We start from the raw sequence: 21261 nt of genomic DNA on the forward strand, positions 1-21261 counted from the left end.
GTCAGGAATAAAGGTACCCCAGGAATTCGCGGAAGACCAGCAATTTCCGGAGAAAAGAAGAAAACTTTTGAATAGGGGTATTTAGAGGCCCCAGCGGACAATGGCGGGGGTCTTCTTATCCCATCCAAGCGTGCAGACCTTCGCCGTGCCCAGGATGAAATGCCGGCCTTCCGTGGGCGGCAATTCCAGCCAGCGCGCGGTGAGGATCCGGGAGAAGTGCCCGTGCGCCACGATCAGCACATTGTCCATCCCGGATTCCAGGATCCGGCCGATGATCTTGTCCGCCCTGGCGGCAACCTCGTCGAGTGTCTCCCCGTTGGGCACGCCGTGGGTCCAGATCAGGTAGTCGGGGTTGTCCTTGCGGATCAGGTCCGAACTGATGCCCTCGTAGTCGCCATAGTTCCATTCGACCGCGAGCGGTTCATGCCGGGCATCGGGGAAGCCGGCGAGTTCGGCTGTCCGCCGTGCCCGCCGCAGCGGGGACGTGAGCACCAGGTCGAAGTCGACGCCGTCCAGCACCTTGCGGGCCTCCACGGCCTGCTGCTCGCCTTCCACCGTGAGGGGGAGATCGGTGAGGCCGGTGTACTGCCCGCTCTTTGACCATTCGGTTTCGCCGTGGCGGAGGATCCAGAGCTGGGGGCGCGGGGCAAAGGCGGGGTTGGTCACTTGGACTCCTCAACGGGTGAAGGTTCGACGGCGGCGGAAGAGACTCCAGGGCCGGGTCCGGCAGGTGCTGATTCAGGCTGTTCGGCCCACCACCGGAGCAGGCGCGCCTCAGCTTCCGCGGTGGGCAGTGGTCCGTGTTCCATCCGTTCATTCAGGAGGAACTTGTAGGCGCGGCCCACCACAGGCCCCGGTTTGAGTCCCAGCACGGCCATGATCCTGGCCCCGTCCAGGTCCGGGCGCACTGCGTCCAGGGACTCCTGTTCCCGGAGTGCGGCGATGCGGGCTTCGAGGTCGTCGTAGGCGAAGGCCAGGCGCTCGGCCTTGCGCTGGTTCCGGGTGGTGACGTCGGAGCGGGTCAGGCGGTGCAGGCGCTCCAGCAGCGGACCAGCATCGGTCACGTACCGGCGGACGGCCGAGTCGCTCCAGCCGGCGTCGCCGTAGCCGTAGAAGCGCATGTGGAGCTCCACCAGGCGTGCCACGGCCTTGATGGTGTCATTGTCGAACCGCAGCGCCTTCATCCTCTTGGAGGTGAGCTTGGCACCCACCATGTCGTGGTGCCGGAAGCTCACCGCGCCGCCCGGTTCGAAGCGGCGCGTAGCCGGCTTCCCGACGTCGTGCATCAATGCAGCGAAGCGCAGCACGAAGTCCGGTCCGGGCACCGGACCCTCCGCGTCGGTTTCGAGCTCGGCTGCCTGCTCCAGGACCTGGAGCGAGTGCTGGTAGACGTCTTTATGCCGGTGGTGCTCGTCGGATTCGAGGCGGAGGGCGGAAACCTCGGGCAGTACATGCTCGGCCAGCCCGGTTTCCACCAGGAGGTCGATTCCCGTCCGTGGCCGGGCACCGCAAATCAGCTTGACCAGTTCATCCCGCACGCGCTCGGCGGAGATGATTTTGATCCGTTCCGCCATGCCTGTCATTGCGTCCCGCACGTCATCGTGGACCGAGACGCCCAGCTGCGCGGCGAACCTGGCGGCCCGCATCATCCGCAGGGGGTCGTCGGAGAAGGACGCTTCCGGCGCGCCGGGGGTGGCCAGCACGGAGGCGTGGAGGTCGCGGACGCCGCCGAAGGGGTCCACCAGCTCCATGGAGGGCAGCTTCAACGCCATGGCGTTAATGGTGAAGTCGCGGCGCAGCAGGTCATCAGTCAGCGAGGAACCGAACGCCACCACGGGCTTGCGCGAATCGGGATCGTACGCCTCGGCCCGGTACGTGGTGATCTCAATCTGGAAGCCGGCCTTGCGCATGCCAATGGTGCCGAAGGCGCGCCCGATTTCCCAGAAGTTGTCCGCCCACTTTTTGATCAGGGCCACGGTCTGGTCCGGCGTGGCGTCGGTGGTGAAGTCAAGGTCGGGGGAGGTCCGCCCAAGGAACAGGTCACGCACCGGACCGCCCACCAGGGACAGCTCGTGGCCGGCGTCCACGAAGCGCCGGCCGAGCTCCAGGACCACCGGGTCCACCTTGAAGTCGACAGTGTGGGAATCAATCTTGTGATGTGCGTGCGACATAGTTCCTTAAGCTTGGCAGAAACCAGCGCCGCGGCAGTCCAAAAAGCGTCACGATCCGGGCCAATTGACCTTCGCCGCCGGAAAGTGCGTCATATCCTGTCCATGTTGGTGTCATGTTCCGGTCATCACGGAAGGGCAACAGTCGTTAGAGTGGACTCCATGGCCCATCCAGTACCGAGCGCTCCAGGCAGGAGGACGAACGCACCATTGCCGTCGGCAATCGGGGCGCACGTTGCCCCTGCCCAGCAATCGGCACCGGCGTCGCTGCCTACGGTCGAGGAAGTCTCGGCCGGCGGTGTCGTGGTGGATACGTCCGACGCCGGGTTGAGGGTTGCGATCATCGCCCGCCTTAATAGGGGTGGCCGCCTCGAGTGGTGCCTGCCCAAGGGCCATCCGGAGGGCAAGGAAAACAACGAAGAGGCCGCGGTCCGTGAGATTGCCGAGGAAACCGGCATCGAGGGCACCATCCTGGCGCCGCTTGGCAGCATCGACTACTGGTTCACCGTCAGCGGCCACCGGGTCCACAAGACCGTGCACCACTACCTCCTGCGGGCCACCGGCGGCGAACTCACCATCGAGAACGATCCCGACCAGGAAGCCGTGGACGTGGCGTGGGTCCCCATCCAGGAACTTGCCCGGAAGCTGTCATTCCCCAACGAACGCCGCATCGCCGACCTCGCCCGTGACGTCCTGCCCGGACACCTCTAAGCCCGGACGCCGCCGTCGCCATTGCGGTGTTAAGTGCCGGTGGGTGAGACGATGAAGTCGATGTCAGCTACCAACTTTCCTTCCGACCGGTCCGGCCGGCCCGATGACGCGGCACCCGACGGCGTGCCCCCGGAGCCGGCCGCTCCGGACCTGGCCCAGCCCGTGGCCGCTGGCCCCAGCGAAACCCGTTCCAGCGCCATCATGGCCGCCGGAACGCTGGTTTCGCGTTTCCTGGGCTTCGGCAAGACCTGGATGCTCGGTACCGCCCTGGGCCTGGGCTCAACGGTCAATGACACGTTCATCAACGCCAACAACCTGCCCAACCTGATCTTCCTCCTGGTGGCCGGCGGCGTGTTCAACGCGGTCCTGGTCCCACAGATCATCAAGGCCAGCAAGGCTCCGGACAGGGGAGCGGACTACATCAGCCGGCTGCTGACGCTGGCTGTCCTGCTCCTGTTCGGCCTGACGGCCCTGGTCACCCTGGCAGCTCCCGGCGTGATCGAACTGACCACCCAGGGCTATTCACCCCAGCAAAAGGCCCTGGCGGTCACCTTCGCGTTCTGGTGCCTGCCGCAGATCTTCTTCTACGGCCTTTACGCCCTGCTCACCCAGGTCCTGAACGCCAACGGCGCCTTTGGCCCTGCCATGTGGGCGCCCATCATGAACAACCTGGTGGCCATCGCCGGCCTGGGCATGTTCATCTGGATTTTCGGCAGCAACGAGGTCAACCCGCACAACCTGGACAACTGGGGATCAACGCAAACGCTCCTGGTGGCAGGATTCTCCACCATCGGCGTGCTGTCCCAGACAGCCATCCTGCTGGTCCCGGTCTTCCGGCTGAAGCTCGGCCTCCGGCCACGGTTTGGCTGGCGCGGCGTGGGGCTGGGCCACGCAGCCAGGCTGAGCGTATGGACGCTCCTGACGGCCGCCGTCGGGCAGCTCGCCTTCCTGTACGTTATGCGCATCGCCACCATTCCCGGCGCCGAACGCATCCGCCTGCAGCAGGCGGGGGACCCGTCGGCATACACGCTGCCCGGCAACGCGGTCCTTGAAGTGGCCAGCCAGCTGTACCTGCTGCCGCACTCGATCATTGCCCTGTCGCTGGCCACCGTGCTCTTCAACCGGATGACGCGGGCATCGCAGGACGGCAACCGGGCTGAACTGCGCGATGCCCTCTCCCACGGCCTGCGGACCATGGCCGTGGCCACTGTGTTCGGGGCGCTGGCACTGTTTGCCCTGGCCGGTCCGCTGGGCATGTTCTTCTCCGGCGGACTGCGGCAGGACGGCGTCATGCTGGCCCAGACGCTCACCATCCTGGCCCTCAGCACTCCGTTCATGAGTGCCAACTTCATGATGTCCCGCGTGTTCTACGCCAACGAGGACGCCCGCACGCCGTTCTATGTCCAGCTGCTGCTCGCCGTGGTGTACGTGGCGGGGGCGTTTGCCATCCAGTTCCTGCCGGTGGGCCAGATCATCTACGCCATTGCCGTCCTCTACATGGTGGGCAACATCCTCTCGGTGGTCATCAGCGCGTTCTTCCTGCGGCGCATGCTGGGCCACCTCGACGGCCCACGGATCGCCAACTCCTACATCCGCATGGGGTACGCGGCCCTCGGTTCGGCAATCGCCGGTGCGGGCGCCCTGTGGCTCATGGGCAGCTACAACCCGGACGGTTTCGCATGGCAGAACCGGATCACTGCCCTGGTCACCGTCATTGTGGTGGGACCCGTCATGCTGGTGGTGTACTTCGTCCTTCTCAAGCTGTTCCGGGTCTCAGAGCTCACCGACATGCTCCGGCCCCTGCTGGGCAGGTTTGGCCGCGGCAGCCAGGCCCCTGCTCCGGACGCCGGGGACGCGCCGTCGTCCCCTCCCGCTGAAGCTGTGGACGGGGAGCGCGGCCACCGCCCGGAGCGGGCCACCACGTCCGTTGATACCGGCCTTATCCCCCGTATCTCCGGTGAATTCGACGCCGTCTCCTTCCGCGCCGGCCCGGACCCGCAGCGTGGGACGCACCGTCCGCAGATGTACGACGGCGGCACGGCCCAGGGTGCCGGAGACGCCTACCTGCCGGGGGAGGACCAGCCCGGCACCGCCCGCGGCGGCCTGCTCAGGGAACAGATCCCGCTTCCCGGCCGCCGCACCTACCAGGGGAAGCCCGGCGAGAACCCGTATTTCAAGACCAGGCGCAAGCGGAAAAAGTAAATTCCGTCCGGTCTGGCGTACGTCTTCTCCGCAGCCGTTTGGGGCGGATCGGCTAGGATCGAACAGGTACAGGGGTAGCTGCATTACGGGTTTGCCGTGCGCGGCACCCGAACGGCGGTTGCGTCATCAGACCGGCAATCCCGGACAGTCTAGGAGGAACACGTGTCCAACCCGATCGACGTCGGATCAGTACTGGGCGGCCGCTACAAGGTCACCGCCACAGTGTTGGCCTCGCACGACCACGATCTGGTGCTGGACGGTGTGGACCAGGTCCTCAACCGCCCGGTCAGCATCCTGGTTGCCGGCCCGGAGAACACCGAACAGGTTGCGCAGAGCGCCCGCGAAGTCGCCACCGGCGAACGCCCCGGCACCGTTCAGGTCCTGGACCTTGGCGTCACCGAGGACGCCACCTACCTCATCACCAACCACACATCCGCCGCCGACCTGCTGGACTTGGTGGTTGCGCCCAATCCGCCGTACGTGGAGCCATTCTTCACGGACACGCTGGGCAGTGAAATCTTCGGCCAGCCGCGGTCGCACGAGCCGGAGCCGTACGACGAGGAAGACCACGTCGACGCCGGATACATCAACTACGCCGATTCGCACCCCAGCCAGGTTGATCCATACCGTTCAGCGCCGGCCGTACCGCCCAGGCCGTCCGTTCGTCCCGCTGCCCAGCAGCCCGCCGCACCAGTGCGCGCTGCCGGGGCCGCTCCGGGCGCTGGTGCGGCCGCAGCGGCTGCTGCTGCAGCGGCCGGTGGGGCTGCAGGTGCTGCTTCGAACAAGGGAAACGGGTCCTCCCGGATGGATCCGGATGCCACTGCAGCGCAGCCGGTGGCAACCAATGCCCAGTCCCCGTCCGGACGCGCCAGCGCTGCGGAGGCGGACACAGGACCCAACGATACCGCTGCCGCAAGCACCCCACGGCAGCAGGTCCAGCCAACCGCTGAGGACCGGACGCCCAAGGTTTCCCTGTGGTCCGACGACGACTATGCGCAGTCAGGGGATCAGGACCACTACGAGGAGACCCACGAATCCCCGCAGGAATCGCGTCCAGTCAAGGGGAAGGCAGCCCTCTTTGCACGTGCGGCTGCGCCCGCTGCCGCCGGCGTCGCCTTCGCGGACCGTGCCGAGGACGACGACGATCGTGATGAGTCCGAAAACCAGCCCCGATCCATGCGCTGGCTGGTGGGCGGGCTCCTGGCCGTTGTGCTGATCGCCGGCCTGATCTTCGCCGTGACCAACCTGGGCAGCCTCTTTACGCCGGGGCCTCAGGCCAAGCCGACAGCTGGCCCCGCAACCACCAACTCCCAGGCATCAGCGCCTGCCACTCAGGCAGCACCGTCGGCGCCGCCCGCCGCTCCGCCGGCCATCGAGAGCGTCAGCCGGCAGGGGAACTTCGACTTCGCCGCCACCTTCGATGGCGATCTGGTCAAGGCCTACGACGGCAATGCCGCCAGCTACTGGTCCGATATGGAATTCGCCACGGAAAACTGGGGTGGCCTGGCCCCGCAGGGCGTCCCCCTCGTTGTGAAGCTGAAGAGCGCTGCCACTGTCTCCTCCATCACGCTCTCCCAGCTCGGGGGATCGGGGGGCAACATCACGGTCTACACCAATGACCTGCCCACCATGGACGGAGCCAAGGCAGTAGGAACCAACAGCTTCACGTCCACAGACCTGAACATGCCCCTTCCGGAACCGGTGCAGGCACAGTACGTGATTGTCTCCATCAATTCCCTTCCCAAGCTGGCGGCTCCCAAGACCCGCTACGGCTACGGTCTCCGGCTGGCTGAAATCAAGGTCCAGTAGGCGTCTTTCCGCCTGCGGGTGTTACCGGCGCTGTTACTGCCGCCCACCGGCACCCGCAGCGGGAATGTAGTCTGGAAAGAGCGCCCTGCGACGGCTGGTCCTCTGACTTCCCCGGTGGTTCACCTTGCCCGGGCGCTGGAATATTCAGCACGCGGACACAGTTGTGCCATGTGGCCGGCCTCCACGGGGAGGCGAGTCGAACAAGGAAGAGGTTCACGGTCCAGTGACCATCGAAGAGAAGACGGCGTCCGGCGTTCGCGACGTCATCATTGTGGGCTCCGGCCCGGCGGGCTACACGGCCGCCGTCTACACAGCCAGGGCGAACCTCAAGCCTCTGCTGCTGGCGGGGTCAGTGACCGCCGGCGGGGAGTTGATGAACACCACCGACGTTGAAAACTACCCCGGCTTTCCGGAAGGGATCATGGGGCCGGACCTCATGGAGAACTTCGAGAAGCAGGCGGCACGCTTTGGTACCGAGATCCAGTTCGAGGATGTAACCACGCTCGAACTTGAGGGCGCCATCAAGACGGTGACCATCGCCACGGGGGAGACCTTCAAGGCGAAGGCGGTCATTCTCTCCACTGGTTCCGCATACAGGGAACTTGGCCTGCCTAACGAGAAGCGCCTGTCCGGGCACGGTGTCAGCTGGTGCGCAACCTGTGACGGTTTCTTTTTCAAGGATCAAGACATCGCCGTAATCGGCGGTGGCGATTCCGCCATGGAGGAGGCCCTGTTCCTCACCAAGTTTGCGAAATCAGTAACGGTTGTTCACCGCCGCGATTCGCTGAAAGCCTCAAAGATCATGGCGGACCGGGCACTGGCACACGACAAGATCAACTTTGTGTGGAACAGCACCGTGGACGATGTCCTGGGAACGGACAAAGTGACGGGTATTCGGTTGAAGAACCTGTTGGACGGATCTTTGTCAGACCTCGCAGTGACAGGTGTCTTCGTCGCTATCGGCAACGATCCCCGTACGGACCTCGTCAAGGATGTCCTCGCGCTGACGCCTGAGGGAACCATCGCCGTGGAGGGTCGAAGCTCCCGTACCAGCCTTCCCGGCGTCTTCGCCGCCGGAGACGTTGTTGACCCTACCTACCGCCAGGCCATCACTGCCTCCGGTTCCGGCTGTGTCGCGGCAATAGACGTCGAGCACTACCTGGCCGACCTGCCGGCATAATCTGCCCCCACTGTTATCCGAAGAGAAAGATAAGGTTATGAGCAACGCTAAAGATGTAACTGACGCAAGTTTCGGCTCCGACGTTCTGTCCGCCGAAAAGCCGGTAATCGTGGACTTCTGGGCCGAATGGTGCGGGCCCTGCCGTAAGCTCGGACCTATCCTGGATGAGATTTCCGTGGAGTATGGTGAAAAGGTTGACGTCGTCAAGGTCAACGTAGACGACAACCCTGCCATCGCCGCTGAGTATGGAATCACTTCCATTCCTGCCGTTTACCTTTTCCAGGGTGGCGAAGTGAAGAGCACAGTTATCGGTGCCAAGCCGAAGCAGTTCTTCGAAAAGGAATTCGCAGACGTTCTCTCCTGAGCACCCCTCCCTGCGGTAGGCAGGAAGTGGGATCTGCACAAAGTTGGCCATCGCCCCGGGGCGGTGGCCAATTTTTTTGTCTGCCACCATTGAGATGGGACGGGTCAGACAGAGTTTCACGTGAAACATTTGTTCGAAAGGGCATGAAACGCCTACTCTGCACTATCAGGGCCTTTTCGCTGGCGAGGTACTTCGTACGGGACTGTGGACCTACCACTCGGACCGCACAACGGGTTACTGCCTCCAGCTACTGGTACGTCGCGTTTCACGTGAAACCTCTTTCTGGGTGGACTGGATGCCGAACTTGAGCCCATGCTGCCCTGGGTAAGCAGGACTAGGCGACCGTAACTAGCGTGGCAATGACTTTGTGCGTCCCCCCTTCTTGAAAGCGTGCGAGCCGTGTTCGCCTCGCTCGACCGCCCGAAAAATGGGGCGCCGGTGTGGAGCTTTAGCTGCCCCCAACGCGGTGAGCGGCGATGAATCACGCTTGCCGCGATCCGGTGGGTCATTTCTGGTTCCGACCTCCTGTATGTCAGGCAGAGCACAACTATCGAACTATTCCCGAGGCCGCGAAGCTTGTTCGACCAGTGAATTCATTACGTGGAGCCGGAGACCCTGACGTGCGGGGAGGGTGGAGCTGCGGTCCTCCCAGCACTTCCAGGTCGCTTTGGAGCGTCACGAGGGGACGAAATTGCAACCCGACTGTCAATGGCCATTAGTTTCTGCCCACGGGCGGCCATTTAAAGTGCCCGCCGGTGGCCAGTAAAACTGCCCGGTGATGGCCAACAGATCTGCCCACTGAAGGTTCTCGGCGGGGTTGGCCATTGTCGGGTGGTGTTAGTTCAGTTGGGTGACTCCTTTTCCGGCGAGGGCCTGGGTGAGGCGGATCGAGTCGCCGCTGGTTTGGCAGACGTGGGCGTGGTGCAGGAGCCGGTCAACGGTGGCGGTGGCGAGGGTTTTGGGCATGAGTTCGTCGAACCCGGCGGGGTGCAGGTTCGAGGAGATCGCGACGGAGCGTTTTTCGTAGGCTGCGTCCACGACCCTGTAGAGGCCTTCGGCGGCGTCGGTGGCCACCGGCAGGAGCCCGATGTCATCGATTACGACGAGTTCGGCGCGCAGTATCCGGGCGACGGCTTTGGTGACGCTGTCGTCGGTGCGGTGTGCGCGGATGAGGGCGCCGAGGTCTTCGAGTCTGAACCAGGCCACGCGCATGCCTGCTTCGACGGCTTGCTGGCCGAGGGCTTCGAGGAAGAACGTTTTCCCGGTGCCGGAGGGCCCGCAGACGACCAGGTTCTCGCGTCGGGTGATCCATTCCAGGGTGCGCAGGGCTTGCTGGGTGGGCGCCGGGATGGAGGAGACGGCGGGGTCCCAGACGTCGAAGGTCTTCCCGGTCGGGAAGCCTGCTGCTTTGCGCCGGGTGGCGAGCATGGACCGGGCCCGGCCTGCGGCTTCTTCGGTGAACAGTGCCTTGATGATCTCGGTTGGTTCCCAGCGCTGGGCGCGGGCGGTCGCGATCAGCTCCGGTGCCAGTGCCCGGGCGTGGGGCATCTTCAGTTGCCGCATCAGCGCTTCCAGTTCGGCCGGCAGGGCCGGGGCGGTGGTGTTCGTGGTGGTGACCGGGCTCATCGGCTCTGCTCCTTTGCGGGGGCGCTGGACGGCTCGGCGCCGAGGCCTGCCCAGGCGCTGGTGCCTTGGGTGAGGGACCTGGTTTCGTTAGCGGCGTGGGTGGTGGTGCGGCGGATGTTCGCGTTCAGGATGGAGGGCAGGTCGCCGTGGGCGAACCGGCCGTGCAGCGCGGCGTCTCCCAGGGCACGGTCCACGGACTCGGTCCCGGCGATCTTGGCCAGGGTCACGGCCTCGGCCATTTTCATGTTCATCCGGCCTGTTCCTGCAGCCGCGGCTTCCACGAGCCAGGTCTTGGCGCCGGCGCCGATGGCCAGGAACTCGGCTTCACCGGCGGTGCGTGCCTTCACGGCGTAGTCGCCCGGGGTTCTGGTACTGGTCCCTGGGAAGTGCTCCTCGATGACCGCGGGACTGCCGGGCCTTGCCCGGCCGTGGCGGGCGACTTCGACCGGGCCGGTCGGGCCGTGGTGGACGATGATGACCTGTTCGTCAGGGCCGGTGCCGTGGGAGCGGACGAACACCTTCGCGCCGAGCAAATGCGACGGCACCGAGTACTGGGCGTTCTCGAAGGAGACCATCGGGGTGTTCTCCGGGACTATACGGGCCAGCCCGAACGCGACCGTGTGCGCGGTCTCCGGGATCCGGTGCAGCCGGGCCGCTTCCTCCGCCAAAACCATTGCGGGTTTACGTCGGGTGGCCCGGTGTTCGCGGTTGTTGACCTCGTCCATGAACGCCTCGCAGGCGGCCTCCAGCTCGGCAAAGGAAGCGTAACCGGGCCTCAGGTTCGTGTCGGTGGGCACGAGGTCGGCTTTGGCCAGTTTCACCGACGCTTCGACTCCGCCTTTCGTTGCAGGGTCCGCGGGCTGGCAGGTCAGCACGGTGACCCCGTAGTGCCGGGCGAAGTCCAGGGTCTGCTGGTTCCGCACCGGAACCCCTGCGACATGGGCCGTTGTCACGGTTTTCTCGTTATCGGTCAGGACATACGTTGGTGCCCCGCCCAGGATCCGGAAGCACCGGTCGAGGGCTGCGAACACGCTCGGCGCGGTCCGGTCCCGCAACGGGATCACGATCCGGAACCTTGAGAACGCCAGCCAGGCAACGAACAGAATGGTTTTTACGCCGCCGATCCGTGGCCCGTCGCCGAAGTCGTACTGCAGCCACATCCCAGGCTCGGTGATCCACGGCCGGTGCACACGGGTGTGTCCGAGCCGCCACGCGGCCTTGACCTGCGCGATCGCCCGGCGCGTAGACCGCTCGGACCCCTCATAGCCTAGGGCGAGCAGCTTTTCGTGGGCCTTGTCGGCGCGGATCCGGCCCTTGGACGCCTCTACCCATTCCTCGATCTTAGGCAGGTAAGCGTCCGTGACCCTGGGCCGGGGCGCCGGTTCTGCAATTGGCCGGCCGGCGTCCCGCGCGGCGACGTGCCTGGCTACAGTGTGGTGCGAGCAGCCCGTGAGCTCCGCGGTGGCGCGCAACGATCCGGTCAGATCATAGGCAGCAAGAATTTCCATGATTTCTCCGTCATGCTTCATACAGGGCCTCTTCCTGGGACGACATTTGGTGCGACTAGACACCGTCATCAAATCCCGGGGAGAGGCCCCCGCCGCTGAAGACGCGGCAGGAACAGTTGAGGAAGTGGGCAGATCTCATGGCCACCAGTGGGCAGTTCTACTGGCCGTCAGTGGGCATTTTCGTGGCCGCCTATGGGCAGTTTTTCATGGCCGCTAACACCCGACCGAAACCGGCACAGTACGGCCAGGAATTCACCATCTTGACGCGGGGTGAAGGAGAACGGTGATAGTTCCCCGCTCCCAAACTATAGGCACAGCCGATCCTGGCCCGACCACAGAGAGTCGGGCATGATGTGAGGTGCAGTTGGGCATGTACGGAATCTGACGTTTAGAGATGCTGGCCCAGCGAGGCCGCTACATCTGTTGTCGTCCATGTCCGGGCTACTGTCGGTGCACCCTGGTCCTGCGGTGGGCCGTAGAGGTCTCACGTACTCCGGAACACTTGGAAATTCTAGGGCGGCTCGTTTGCCATATAGAGGCATCCAGCGCTCCGGCGGAGCGCAGAAGTGTTTCACGTGAAACATGACAAGCACAGGGGAGTGCGCGGCGTTTCACGTGAAACATCTCCACTCTCGGCCCGCGACTCAGACCGGAGACGGGCAGTAAGGGTAGCCCCGCACCAGTGCAGGAGTAACGGAAACCCTACGGTGCAACGCGGTATGAGTATCGGTACGTATGACCCGCTTGCTTCGTTTATCCAAGCGCTTATCCGACCTCGGTTACCGAGATGCCGCAATCACTTACTGGACGGTCGCGCGCTGATCGACGCGACCGTCCGCCCCCAGCTCGCGGACGGCAAAGGCAACAAGGATCGTACTAAGGGCCAAGCGCGGCAATCTCACCTGGTTCACGACGCATTCACACTGTGTGTGCGTCTCGACACCACGGCCTGGGGGCACCAGCCGGCGGCACGAACCGATGCAGCAGCAGCTAGACCGCCAGGCTGATGGCCCAGTGTGGACATGTGGATCGAAGCTTCCCGTTCAGCGTCCCAAGAAACAATAACCACTGTGAATTGGAGCAGGGGCATGTCCCTGTCCCGGTCGGAAACTCCACGCATTCGCGCCTGCGGCCGAGCGCCCTGCGACCCGTCACCCCCACCGTGCGCGCAGACTTATACACAAAGTTTTCCACATGCCAATTGCGTCAGTATCCACATACTTATCCACAGCCGCTGCAGCTTCCGCAGATCCGATCCCCATCACATGGCAGACTCTACTGCCGGCAGATCAGGAGTTGTCCCAGCGGTTATCCGTGTGAAAATGCAGGCCGAACGGTTCCGAGATGGGGAGGTGCGTCCCCAAAGGCCCGCAATCAACCATCCGGGTGCTACCTCCCAGCGTCCGCTGGGGCTGCAGTCGACATTGAGGATCGTTTCACGTGAAACGCATACCCGCGCTCCGAGTCAGATGGCGCGCGCGGCGGGAACGGTCGTCTTGGACCCCGACTGACCTTTTAGCACCTGGACTCTTACCCACACCTGCCGCCAGAGTTATCCACACTGTTATCCACAGGGATATCCACCGACGAAATTGGTCACACAAGCCCGTGGCATCGCAGTTCTGCTCCGCCGGCAACTGCGTCAAGCCGAACCACGGGACCTCCTGCCGGCCAACATGACAGGGCTATGTGCCACCCGCGATTGTGGTTTAGGTTGGCTTCCTTCGGAAACGCAAGAAGCCAGTACCGTGATGACCCTATCCAACCCCTCTCCTGGTCCTCAAGAGCTTCGAAGCAGACCACCCTTTCGGCCGCGCCTCCCGGTACAGTGGCTGGTGCAAAGTAACGCGCATACCAGTAGGACATTGCCGGTACCTGGCCACGACTGTGCCCCTTCCATTACGAGGTGACGCACTGCAATCCGCGAGCCATCAATATCCAGGTGAATCCCAGCCCCGCACTCAGTGATCGGCGCCCACCCACTCAGCGGCGGCGACACGTTCCGGAGAACAGCACCACATATGGCTCAGCTACCAAAAAAGGCGGACTCGTCACGAAGAGACGACCAGTGGCCAGGAGACAATTATGGCGCCCCAGATAAGGCCGGAGGCCAAGCAGGCATCGAACAGAGGTGCGGGAGCGAGCACGCGAGGCGAAGGCCATAGAGTCCGCTCTACTCTGGTGGGGCCGGCATTACTGCTGGGCCGACGGCTGACGTCTTCCAGTCGAGCATGGTACCCATAGCAAGCGCACATGTTTCACGTGAAACGCGGAGCGTAGCCTTCCCGCAAGGCTCCAGCATCATCGGTACCAAGGATCCACGTCGTCGCACTGCCTCAGCGGGCAGCCGAACCCCATGGCAGCTGGCTGTTTCACGTGAAACGCCATGCTTGACTGACGCCCGCGAGCAGCCGCGTGACGGCCTCAACGCGCAGGTGGACGCAAGCGCATTCCTAGATACGGTGGACCCTGACATAGTGGACTTTCGCCTGGGCCATGATTCCGGGCTATCACCAGGATTGAACAAGTCCCATGGCTATCGTGCATGGCTATAGTGCTATGACAGTCGGCCGAGGTCGTCCACGTCGAGGACGTCTACGAGATTCTCAGCGCACACGAGGTGTCGGGACCGGACGCGCTCCGATATGGCACTGGACATGTTCCCGCAGTTACCGAACCTGACGCCGATATGCCGCTGAAGCGGGAAAGGTCAAGAACCTGGGTCTTCCGCGAATGGGGGCGTTCATCGAAGCGCCCGGATTCTCGGTTACCAGCCGCGTATGCCGATCATTTCAACTCAGGCGGAAACCCCATGCAGAGCAAAATGCTCCAGCAATGGCACTATATTCACCAAGATCTGGCAAGTCCTCCACGCGAGCGTCCAGCAGAAGGGTGGAGTGTGGCCGAGCGTGCAGTTACCGGATTTTGGCGGCAAGCCACAGATCACCGCAGCATCGCATCAAGCGTCCATGCGGGATGATTTGCGGAGCAATTCCACCGCAGAAGGCGGCGGGACTAACCCTTGTTTCACGTGAAACACGAACGAGGGTAACCAGCCCATGAGTCCTTGACCCACCAAAGACCACATCACAACTGGCCGGCGCATAAAGGTCAGGAACACCGTTTTGTGCCGCCGGCACCGACGCCCGCGTCTAGCGTGGGCCCAGTATGGCGGATCTGCAACTTACCGCTGCGCACGTACATAGATGGAGTTGGGGCTGCTGTTCGGCCTCCCAGCGGCACTAAATCGGCCCCGTGCACGCCACCAATCTGACAGAACAGTGCAGCCGCACGATGTACGCCGGCAACCCCGCGGAAGCCAGCCAGGAACAACCAGGAATAGGCAGGGTTCGGGGACTATCTGGCGGAGGGTTGAACGACACAACGGCCTTAAAACAGCCTCATCAACCAACCATGGGAACCACGGGCAATGATCACCAAAACAAAAAGGCCCGATTCGCAACGAACCGGGCCTTCTAACTTTGAATCAGTTGGTTGAACCTGGAGCCAAGACATCCATGATCCTGTTCAGGTCTTCTACACTGGCGAATTCGATACTGACCTTACCCTTCCTGACACCAAGGGAGATTTTGACGTTGGTATCAAGGCGGTCCGACAGCGAGGATGCCAGGTAGTCCAGGCGTTCGTGCCGTGCTCCGGGACGCGGGATATTGTTCTTGGCGGGCTTGGCCGGATCCTGGTAGAGCGTAACCGCTTCTTCAGTAGCGCGGACAGACATTCCCTCTGCGACAATTTTCTGCGCAAGCCGTTCCATGGCTGCAGCATCGGGAAGGGAGAGAAGTGCCCTGGCATGGCCGGCAGACAGCACACCCGCCGCAACACGCCGCTGAACCAGCGGGGGCAGCTTCAACAGGCGGAGCGTGTTGGATACCTGGGGCCGGGAGCGGCCGATGCGATCCGCCAGCTGCTCGTGGGTGGTGCCGAAGTCTTCGAGGAGCTGCTGGTAGGCCGCCGCTTCTTCGAGGGGGTTCAGCTGGCTGCGGTGCAGGTTTTCAAGCAGCGCATCCCGGAGCAGGTCATCGTCCGTTGTGTCACGGATAATGGCGGGGATGGTTTCCAGGCCCGCTGCCTGTACGGCGCGCCAGCGGCGCTCACCCATGACCAGTTCATAGGGCTCGCTACCGGATTCGGTTGAGGTGCGGACCACAATTGGCTGGAGGACGCCGATTTCGCGCACCGAGTGCACCAGCTCAGCCATGTCATCCTCATCGAAGACATTTCGGGGCTGCTTGCGGTTCGGATGGATGTCGGACACCGGGATTTCCGCAAAGCGGGCACCGGGAACTTCCACCAGCTCAACACCGGATTCCTCACGGAAGTCTGCACCGGCGGTCTCGGCCGGCACTGGACCGTCTTCGGCAGGGCTGTCCACAACCTCGGGGACTGCCGGGGTTTCAGCGGCGGGGGAGGATTCCGGGGACTCATTGGAGCTGGCCGCGGAAGTCTTCCTGGCAGCCGTCTTTTTCGCCGGAACTTCCGGACTTGAGGAAGCAGACTTCCTGCCGGCGCCGTCTTTGTCCGGCGCCGTCGTGGCAGCCGCTGCGTTGCCTGCCGCGGTGCGCTGGCCGCGAGCCGTGGCTTCCTTGTCCTGCGTTTTCGCGGGGGCTTCGGCTGCGGGTTGTTCTACCGGCTCAGTTTTCTTCCGTCCTTCGGGAAAGAACAGATCCACAGGCCGGGATACCGTCCCACCGTTGCCCGACCCATTGGTTGCGGCGGAACTCGGAATCAGCGCGCCAAGACCGCGGCCTAGGCCCCGTCGCTTCTCGCTCATGGGTAAATCCCTCCAGTGGTAGAGCCCCGGACCAGCCTGGCTCCGTGCGTTGCTGTATTGAAGATTTTAGCGTTCGGCTATTTCAGCGGCGGCTTCCAGGTAGGACAGTGCGCCACTTGAGGACGGATCATACGTCATGACTGTCTGCTGGTAGCTGGGAGCTTCGGAAATCCGCACGGACCGTGGAACCACCGCCGCGAGCACCTGGTCCGGGAAATGCTGGCGTACCTCTGCGGCCACCTGGGCAGCGAGGTTGGTGCGGCCGTCGTACATCGTCAGGAGGATGGTTGAAACAACGAGGTCTGCGTTGAGGTGCTTCTGGATCATCTCGATGTTCTTGAGGAGCTGGCTCAGGCCCTCCAGCGCGTAGTATTCGCACTGGATGGGGATAAGAACCTCGCTGGCGGCGCAAAAGGCGTTGACCGTCAGCAGGCCCAGGCTGGGCGGGCAGTCAATGAACACGTAGTCCAGGCGTTCTTCACCGTTCTTCTCGCGGGTCTTCGCGTAGACATCGATGGCACGCCGCAACCGCTGTTCGCGGGCAACAAGCGAAACCAGTTCAATCTCGGCACCCGCAAGATGGATGGTGGCCGGGGCACAGATGAGCTTTCCAATGTCCGGGCACGGGGCAACCACATCCGCCAGCGGGACGTCATTGATCAGGACGTCATAGATGCTGTCCACGTCGGCATGGTGCTCAATTCCCAGTGCGGTGGAAGCGTTGCCCTGGGGGTCGATATCGATGACCAGGACGTTCAGTCCGGCAGCCGCCAGGGCCGCGGCAATATTCACGGTGGTGGTGGTCTTGCCCACCCCGCCCTTCTGGTTGGAAACCGTGAAGATGCGGGTCTTATCAGGACGCGGGAGCTGACGTCCCATCAGGCGCTCACGGCGCTTCGTCTCGTGGGCAAGCTCGCGGGCGATGGGACTTGAATCATCGATGGCGTCAATGACGTTCGAACGACCTGGAGTGGTTGTTTCACGTGAAACCGCACTGCCGGCGGACGCGGCACCAACCGTTTTAGGGTGATTACCACCTCTTCCGGGTGCCATTGCTATACCGGCAAGCCCGGACCCAGCGACAGAACGTGCCGACCCCAAGGACACAAACGGCGGGATCCGTTGTGCGGAGGCTTCACTACTGGTCACTGGGGCACACTCACTCTCGTTCAGCCAATTTTGCTGCCGTTGTCTAGCCTAACTGCTCCAACCCGCTGACAGCCGTCAGCGGGCCCGCATTAGGACTTCTTTTGGGGCTTGTTTACAACGATGCGGACCACCGTGGTGGGTTCCTCAAGGAGGTTGTCGCCCACCGTCAGCACGGAAGTCTCAATACCACCCAACTTGCGGATGGTCTTGGCAGCCTTCTCGATCTCCTCGCCGGCGCTGCGGCCCTTGATGGCCACCACTTCACCGTGGCCACCAAGCAGCGGGATGGTCAGGCCGGCGAGGTTGGTTAACGCCGATACCGCACGGGCTGTCACCACGTCAGCCTCCACCTGCCCCACGGCGAGCTCGGCGCGGGTGCGCATCACCGTGACATTGTCCAGGCCTAGGTCATCAACCACTTCCTGGAGCCAGATCACGCGGCGCTCCAGGGGTTCAATGAGCGTGAGCTCAAGGTCGGGGCGCGCAATGGCAAGGCATAGGCCGGGCAGTCCGGCGCCGCTTCCGACGTCGGCAACGTGGCTTCCTTGGGCGATCTCGCTTTCGATAACGGCACAATTGAGCACGTGCCGGCTCCACAGCCGGGGAACCTCGCGCGGCCCGATCAGGCCCCGCTCAGTGCCGGACGTTGCCAGATGCTCCACGTAGCGCTTTGCCAGGTCCAGGCGGTCGCCGAAGATCTTCTCAGCAGCGCGAAGCTCTGCTGCCGTGATGTCAACCATGGTTATGGGGTCAGCATTCTCTAGTCTGCGGAAACAACAATGTGGCGTCCGGCGCCTTCGCCCTCGGACTCGCTGACCAGGCCGAGGTCGGCCACGGCGTCGTGCACGATCTTGCGTTCGTAGGCGCTCATCGGTTCCAGGGCGACGGACTTGCCGGTCTCCTTCACGGAAGCCGCTGCGTCTTCGGCGATCTTCTGCAGATGGCCGGTGCGTTCCTGCCGGTAGCCGTTGATGTCCAGGACAAGCCGGGAGCGGTTTTCCGTGGCGGACAGGACCGCCAGCCGGGTGAGCTCCTGGAGGGCCTCGAGGACCTCGCCGTCCTCGCCGACAAGGCTCTCCAGCCCCTCGGTTTCCTCGTCGGCAACGATGGAAATGTACGTCCGGCCGTTGCGGACCTCGATGTCAATGTCGCCGTCGATGTCGGCGATGTCCAGCAGTTCCTCAAGGTAGTCGGCAGCCACGTCCCCCTCTTCCTCGAGGCGGCTGGCGGCGGAGACCTTGGCGGACGAAGCATCCTGGTTCACGGACTCGTCCTGATCTTCAATCTCTTCAGAAAGGGCGTGTTCGGTGCTCTCGGCTGACATTACTTCTTCTTCCTGTTCTTGCGCTGGGGCTGGACGCGCTGTCCCTTGGTCTCAAGTGCGGCGGCCGCGGCGGCGTCGGTTTCTTCATCCCGCTTGCCGGTGAGGACGGAAAGGGCGGGGAGGCCCTTGGCGGCACGGCGTTCGGCGAGGGCCTTGGCTGCGGGGGATCCCGGCGTCGGCATGCGGCGGATGACGAAGAACTGCTGGCCCATGGTCCACAGGTTGGTGGTGGTCCAGTAGATGAGCACACCGATGGGGAAGTTGATGCCGCCCACACCGAAGACGATGGGCAGGATGTAAAGCATCATCTTCTGCTGCCGCATGAACGGGCTGGCCATGGCCTCTTCGGACATGTTCTTGGCCATGATCTGCTTCTGGGTGATGAACTGCGAGGCCGTCATGGCCAGGATCATCACGATGGAAAGGATCCACACAGCAACCTGGTTGCCGCCACCCCCGCCATGCAGCAGGGAGGCAGACAGCGGAGCACCAAAAATGCTCGACGCGTCGAATTCCACAACCTGCTCATGGCTCATGGCACCGATGCCGGCGCCCTGGTCCTTTGCGGCGGAGATACCGGAGAGCACCTGGAACAGTGCAAAGAAGAACGGCATCTGGATCAGCATGGGCAGGCAGGCCGAGAACGGGTTGGTCCCGTGCTTCTTGTACATGGCCATCTGTTCCTGCGCCATGGCCTGGCGGGACAGCTGGTCGGTCTTGCCCTTGTACTTGTCCTGGAGCTTCTTCAGGTCGGGCTGCAGCAGCTGCATGCCGCGCTGGGCCTTGATCTGCTTGACGAATACCGGGATCAGGGCGGCACGGATCACCAGCACGAGTCCGATGATGGACAAAGTCCAGGTCCAGCCGTTCGCAGCAGGCATCCCGATGGCGCTCAAGCCATCGTGGAATCCGATCATGATGATGGAAACCAGCCACTTGAACGGGGCCATGATTGTTCCAAAGAAGTCCATACTTATCCCTATTCGTCAGGCCGCACTGCGGCCTTCTTCATCAGTCCGAGCAACCAGGTACCTGTCCGGATTGTTCAGCACAACAATTGTGGGGGTCTGGCCTGCGGGCCATTCCCTGTGGCCGGCGGGGACGTGGTCCACTCCGCCGGCATTCCATGGATGGCAATGGCCAAGGCGCCGGACCGCGAGCCAGCTCCCCTTGACGGCGCCATGGACAGTGACCGCTTCAAGGGCGTAGGCCGAGCAGGAAGGGAAGAATCGGCAGACCGGCCCGTACAAGGGAGAAACCACCTTGCGGTAGGCCATCAGCAGAAGAATGAGGACGTTGCGGGGCAGGTTCCAGAGGAACTTGCCGACGGCGGCAGGCACGTTGCGGAAACGGGCGACGACGGCGGTGGCGTTAGACACGCGTTGTCCCCTCCTGTGTTGTACCGGCCGAACCTGTCGCGGCAGCCCGTGGAGGGCGGCCAGCCAGCCGGTTCAGCGTGGATTCCAATGCAGCGTTGTAGTCCGACAGCAGCTGGTCCCAACTGGCGGACGCGGACGCCGGAAGCGCCCGCACCACAATAGCCAGTCCTGTACCGTGCTCTCGCAACGAGGCAGCAGCTGCTTCTCTCAGTCTCCTCTTAACGAGGTTCCTGACCACAGCGTTCCCTACACCCTTGGAAACAATGAACCCGATCCGGCTGGGTTCGTCGGCAGCAATGGCTGCCGCATATAACACTACGTTCCGGCGCCCATTGCGGACACCGGAACGTACGGTTGTTGAAAAATCGGTTGAGGTCCTCAAGCGGTTGCGGGCGGCCAGCACCTTAAACTCGCAAAGGGATGTCTACCGACAAGCCAGTTATCTAGGCCGACAGTTCGGTGCGGCCCTTGCCACGACGGGCTGCCAGGATGGCACGGCCGGCACGGGTACGCATACGAAGGCGGAAGCCGTGCTTCTTGGCTCGACGGCGGTTATTCGGCTGAAAAGTCCGCTTGCTCACGTTAGTTACTCCAGTGGATCAAAGGTGCGCCCACCCGATCAGTATGGGGAAGAACTGGCCGACGCTAAGTTTTGTATATGCACGCTTCCCCCGGCTGTCCGGACGCACTGCGCCTGGAGAGTTCAGATGGGGCCAAAAAGCGGACACAAAGGACTTCACAACGTTAGGGCAATCTGCAGGCCGGAGTCAAACCGGAAGGCGCCTTGGCGGCTGTCCCCAGCTGTGCCTAAGTATCCCCAACAGCCTGTGGATGAAGTTGCTCACAGGGGCGTTCCGAGAACCACAACAGTGTAATTATCCACAGCCGGATAGCCAGCTATCTTCTAGGCTTTTCATCCCCTAGAGTGTCCCAGTAGCCGATTATCCACGGACTGTGCATAACCCTGTGGATTAAGTGGGGCCAGCACCCTGGTTCCGGACTTGGGCTGCAGGCAATGCAGGCAAAGCAAGTTTTGAGGGAACCGATTG

At 63.2% G+C, this 21261-nt stretch carries 17 protein-coding genes; 5 read left to right on the forward strand and 12 right to left on the reverse strand.

The window, feature by feature from the left end:
- Window positions 1-81: 81 nt before the first annotated feature.
- Both LDO14_RS20415 and LDO14_RS20420 read right to left on the reverse strand, forming a co-directional pair.
- Window positions 82-666, reverse strand: coding sequence for a histidine phosphatase family protein (locus tag LDO14_RS20415; protein ID WP_018769863.1), 585 nt, complete (start codon window positions 664-666; stop codon window positions 82-84).
- Window positions 663-2171: a CCA tRNA nucleotidyltransferase gene (locus LDO14_RS20420; protein WP_018769864.1), complete on the reverse strand. Its 1509-nt coding sequence runs from the start codon at window positions 2169-2171 to the stop codon at window positions 663-665. Before LDO14_RS20420 ends, LDO14_RS20415 begins: the two co-directional genes overlap by 4 nt.
- 207 nt (window positions 2172-2378) lie before the next feature.
- Between LDO14_RS20420 and LDO14_RS20425 the strand changes: the two genes are divergently transcribed.
- The 5 genes from LDO14_RS20425 to trxA all read left to right on the forward strand — a co-directional run bounded on the left by LDO14_RS20425 (window position 2379) and on the right by trxA (window position 8434).
- Window positions 2379-2879 (forward strand): NUDIX hydrolase, encoded by a 501-nt coding sequence (locus LDO14_RS20425; protein ID WP_018769865.1) that lies wholly within the window; start codon window positions 2379-2381, stop codon window positions 2877-2879.
- 60 nt (window positions 2880-2939) lie between these two features.
- Entirely contained in the window at window positions 2940-5081 is a 2142-nt protein-coding gene (murJ, locus tag LDO14_RS20430; RefSeq protein WP_223993162.1) for a murein biosynthesis integral membrane protein MurJ, read from the forward strand.
- A 162-nt stretch (window positions 5082-5243) separates the two neighbouring features.
- Entirely contained in the window at window positions 5244-6890 is a 1647-nt protein-coding gene (locus LDO14_RS20435; protein ID WP_223993164.1) for an ABC transporter substrate-binding protein, read from the forward strand.
- Window positions 6891-7113: 223 nt separating this feature from the next.
- Window positions 7114-8070, forward strand: a complete 957-nt coding sequence (gene trxB, locus LDO14_RS20440) for a thioredoxin-disulfide reductase (RefSeq protein WP_056392338.1) — start codon at window positions 7114-7116, stop codon at window positions 8068-8070.
- Window positions 8071-8107: 37 nt separating this feature from the next.
- Entirely contained in the window at window positions 8108-8434 is a 327-nt protein-coding gene (trxA, locus tag LDO14_RS20445; RefSeq protein ID WP_018769869.1) for a thioredoxin, read from the forward strand.
- Between the two features lie 837 nt (window positions 8435-9271).
- Here trxA and istB read toward each other — a convergent pair.
- The 10 genes from istB to rpmH all read right to left on the reverse strand — a co-directional run bounded on the left by istB (window position 9272) and on the right by rpmH (window position 20793).
- Window positions 9272-10060, reverse strand: coding sequence for an IS21-like element helper ATPase IstB (gene istB / locus LDO14_RS20450; RefSeq protein WP_223993173.1), 789 nt, complete (start codon window positions 10058-10060; stop codon window positions 9272-9274).
- The gene (gene istA / locus LDO14_RS20455; protein WP_223993174.1) at window positions 10057-11589 is read right to left on the reverse strand and encodes an IS21 family transposase; all 1533 of its coding nucleotides are present in this window, start codon (window positions 11587-11589) and stop codon (window positions 10057-10059) included. Before istA ends, istB begins: the two co-directional genes overlap by 4 nt.
- A 3466-nt stretch (window positions 11590-15055) precedes the next feature.
- Window positions 15056-16360: a ParB/RepB/Spo0J family partition protein gene (locus LDO14_RS20460; RefSeq protein WP_223993177.1), complete on the reverse strand. Its 1305-nt coding sequence runs from the start codon at window positions 16358-16360 to the stop codon at window positions 15056-15058.
- A gap of 66 nt (window positions 16361-16426) precedes the next feature.
- Window positions 16427-17509, reverse strand: a complete 1083-nt coding sequence (locus LDO14_RS20465; protein ID WP_223993185.1) for a ParA family protein — start codon at window positions 17507-17509, stop codon at window positions 16427-16429.
- 89 nt (window positions 17510-17598) lie between these two features.
- Window positions 17599-18249, reverse strand: coding sequence for a 16S rRNA (guanine(527)-N(7))-methyltransferase RsmG (rsmG, locus tag LDO14_RS20470; protein WP_056392334.1), 651 nt, complete (start codon window positions 18247-18249; stop codon window positions 17599-17601).
- A 20-nt stretch (window positions 18250-18269) separates the two neighbouring features.
- Window positions 18270-18833, reverse strand: a complete 564-nt coding sequence (locus LDO14_RS20475; protein ID WP_223993187.1) for a R3H domain-containing nucleic acid-binding protein — start codon at window positions 18831-18833, stop codon at window positions 18270-18272.
- Window positions 18833-19804 carry a membrane protein insertase YidC gene (yidC, locus tag LDO14_RS20480; RefSeq protein WP_018769874.1) on the reverse strand — a complete coding sequence of 324 codons (972 nt, stop codon included), beginning with the start codon at window positions 19802-19804 and terminating at the stop codon, window positions 18833-18835. Before yidC ends, LDO14_RS20475 begins: the two co-directional genes overlap by 1 nt.
- 15 nt (window positions 19805-19819) lie before the next feature.
- On the reverse strand, window positions 19820-20212 hold the full coding sequence (gene yidD, locus LDO14_RS20485; protein ID WP_018769875.1) for a membrane protein insertion efficiency factor YidD: 393 nt from the start codon (window positions 20210-20212) through the stop codon (window positions 19820-19822).
- The gene (rnpA, locus tag LDO14_RS20490) at window positions 20205-20615 is read right to left on the reverse strand and encodes a ribonuclease P protein component (RefSeq protein WP_081620205.1); all 411 of its coding nucleotides are present in this window, start codon (window positions 20613-20615) and stop codon (window positions 20205-20207) included. The genes yidD and rnpA overlap by 8 nt, the downstream gene beginning before the upstream one ends.
- A gap of 40 nt (window positions 20616-20655) precedes the next feature.
- The gene (gene rpmH / locus LDO14_RS20495; RefSeq protein ID WP_003800212.1) at window positions 20656-20793 is read right to left on the reverse strand and encodes a 50S ribosomal protein L34; all 138 of its coding nucleotides are present in this window, start codon (window positions 20791-20793) and stop codon (window positions 20656-20658) included.
- Window positions 20794-21261 lie beyond the last annotated feature (468 nt).

This window comes from Arthrobacter sp. NicSoilB11 (assembly GCF_019977375.1).
Taxonomy (GTDB): Bacteria; Actinomycetota; Actinomycetes; order Actinomycetales; family Micrococcaceae; genus Arthrobacter.

Bases quoted from the DNA above. Each gene is read 5' to 3' on its own strand.
- LDO14_RS20420 (WP_018769864.1), bottom strand. From the start codon at position 2,171: ATGTCGCACGCACATCACAAGATTGATTCCCACACTGTCGACTTCAAG.
- murJ (WP_223993162.1), top strand. From the start codon at position 2,940: ATGTCAGCTACCAACTTTCCTTCCGACCGGTCCGGCCGGCCCGATGAC.
- trxA (WP_018769869.1), top strand. From the start codon at position 8,108: ATGAGCAACGCTAAAGATGTAACTGACGCAAGTTTCGGCTCCGACGTT.
- istB (WP_223993173.1), bottom strand. From the start codon at position 10,060: ATGAGCCCGGTCACCACCACGAACACCACCGCCCCGGCCCTGCCGGCC.
- istA (WP_223993174.1), bottom strand. From the start codon at position 11,589: ATGAAGCATGACGGAGAAATCATGGAAATTCTTGCTGCCTATGATCTG.
- LDO14_RS20460 (WP_223993177.1), bottom strand. From the start codon at position 16,360: ATGAGCGAGAAGCGACGGGGCCTAGGCCGCGGTCTTGGCGCGCTGATT.
- rsmG (WP_056392334.1), bottom strand. From the start codon at position 18,249: ATGGTTGACATCACGGCAGCAGAGCTTCGCGCTGCTGAGAAGATCTTC.
- LDO14_RS20475 (WP_223993187.1), bottom strand. From the start codon at position 18,833: ATGTCAGCCGAGAGCACCGAACACGCCCTTTCTGAAGAGATTGAAGAT.
- yidC (WP_018769874.1), bottom strand. From the start codon at position 19,804: ATGGACTTCTTTGGAACAATCATGGCCCCGTTCAAGTGGCTGGTTTCC.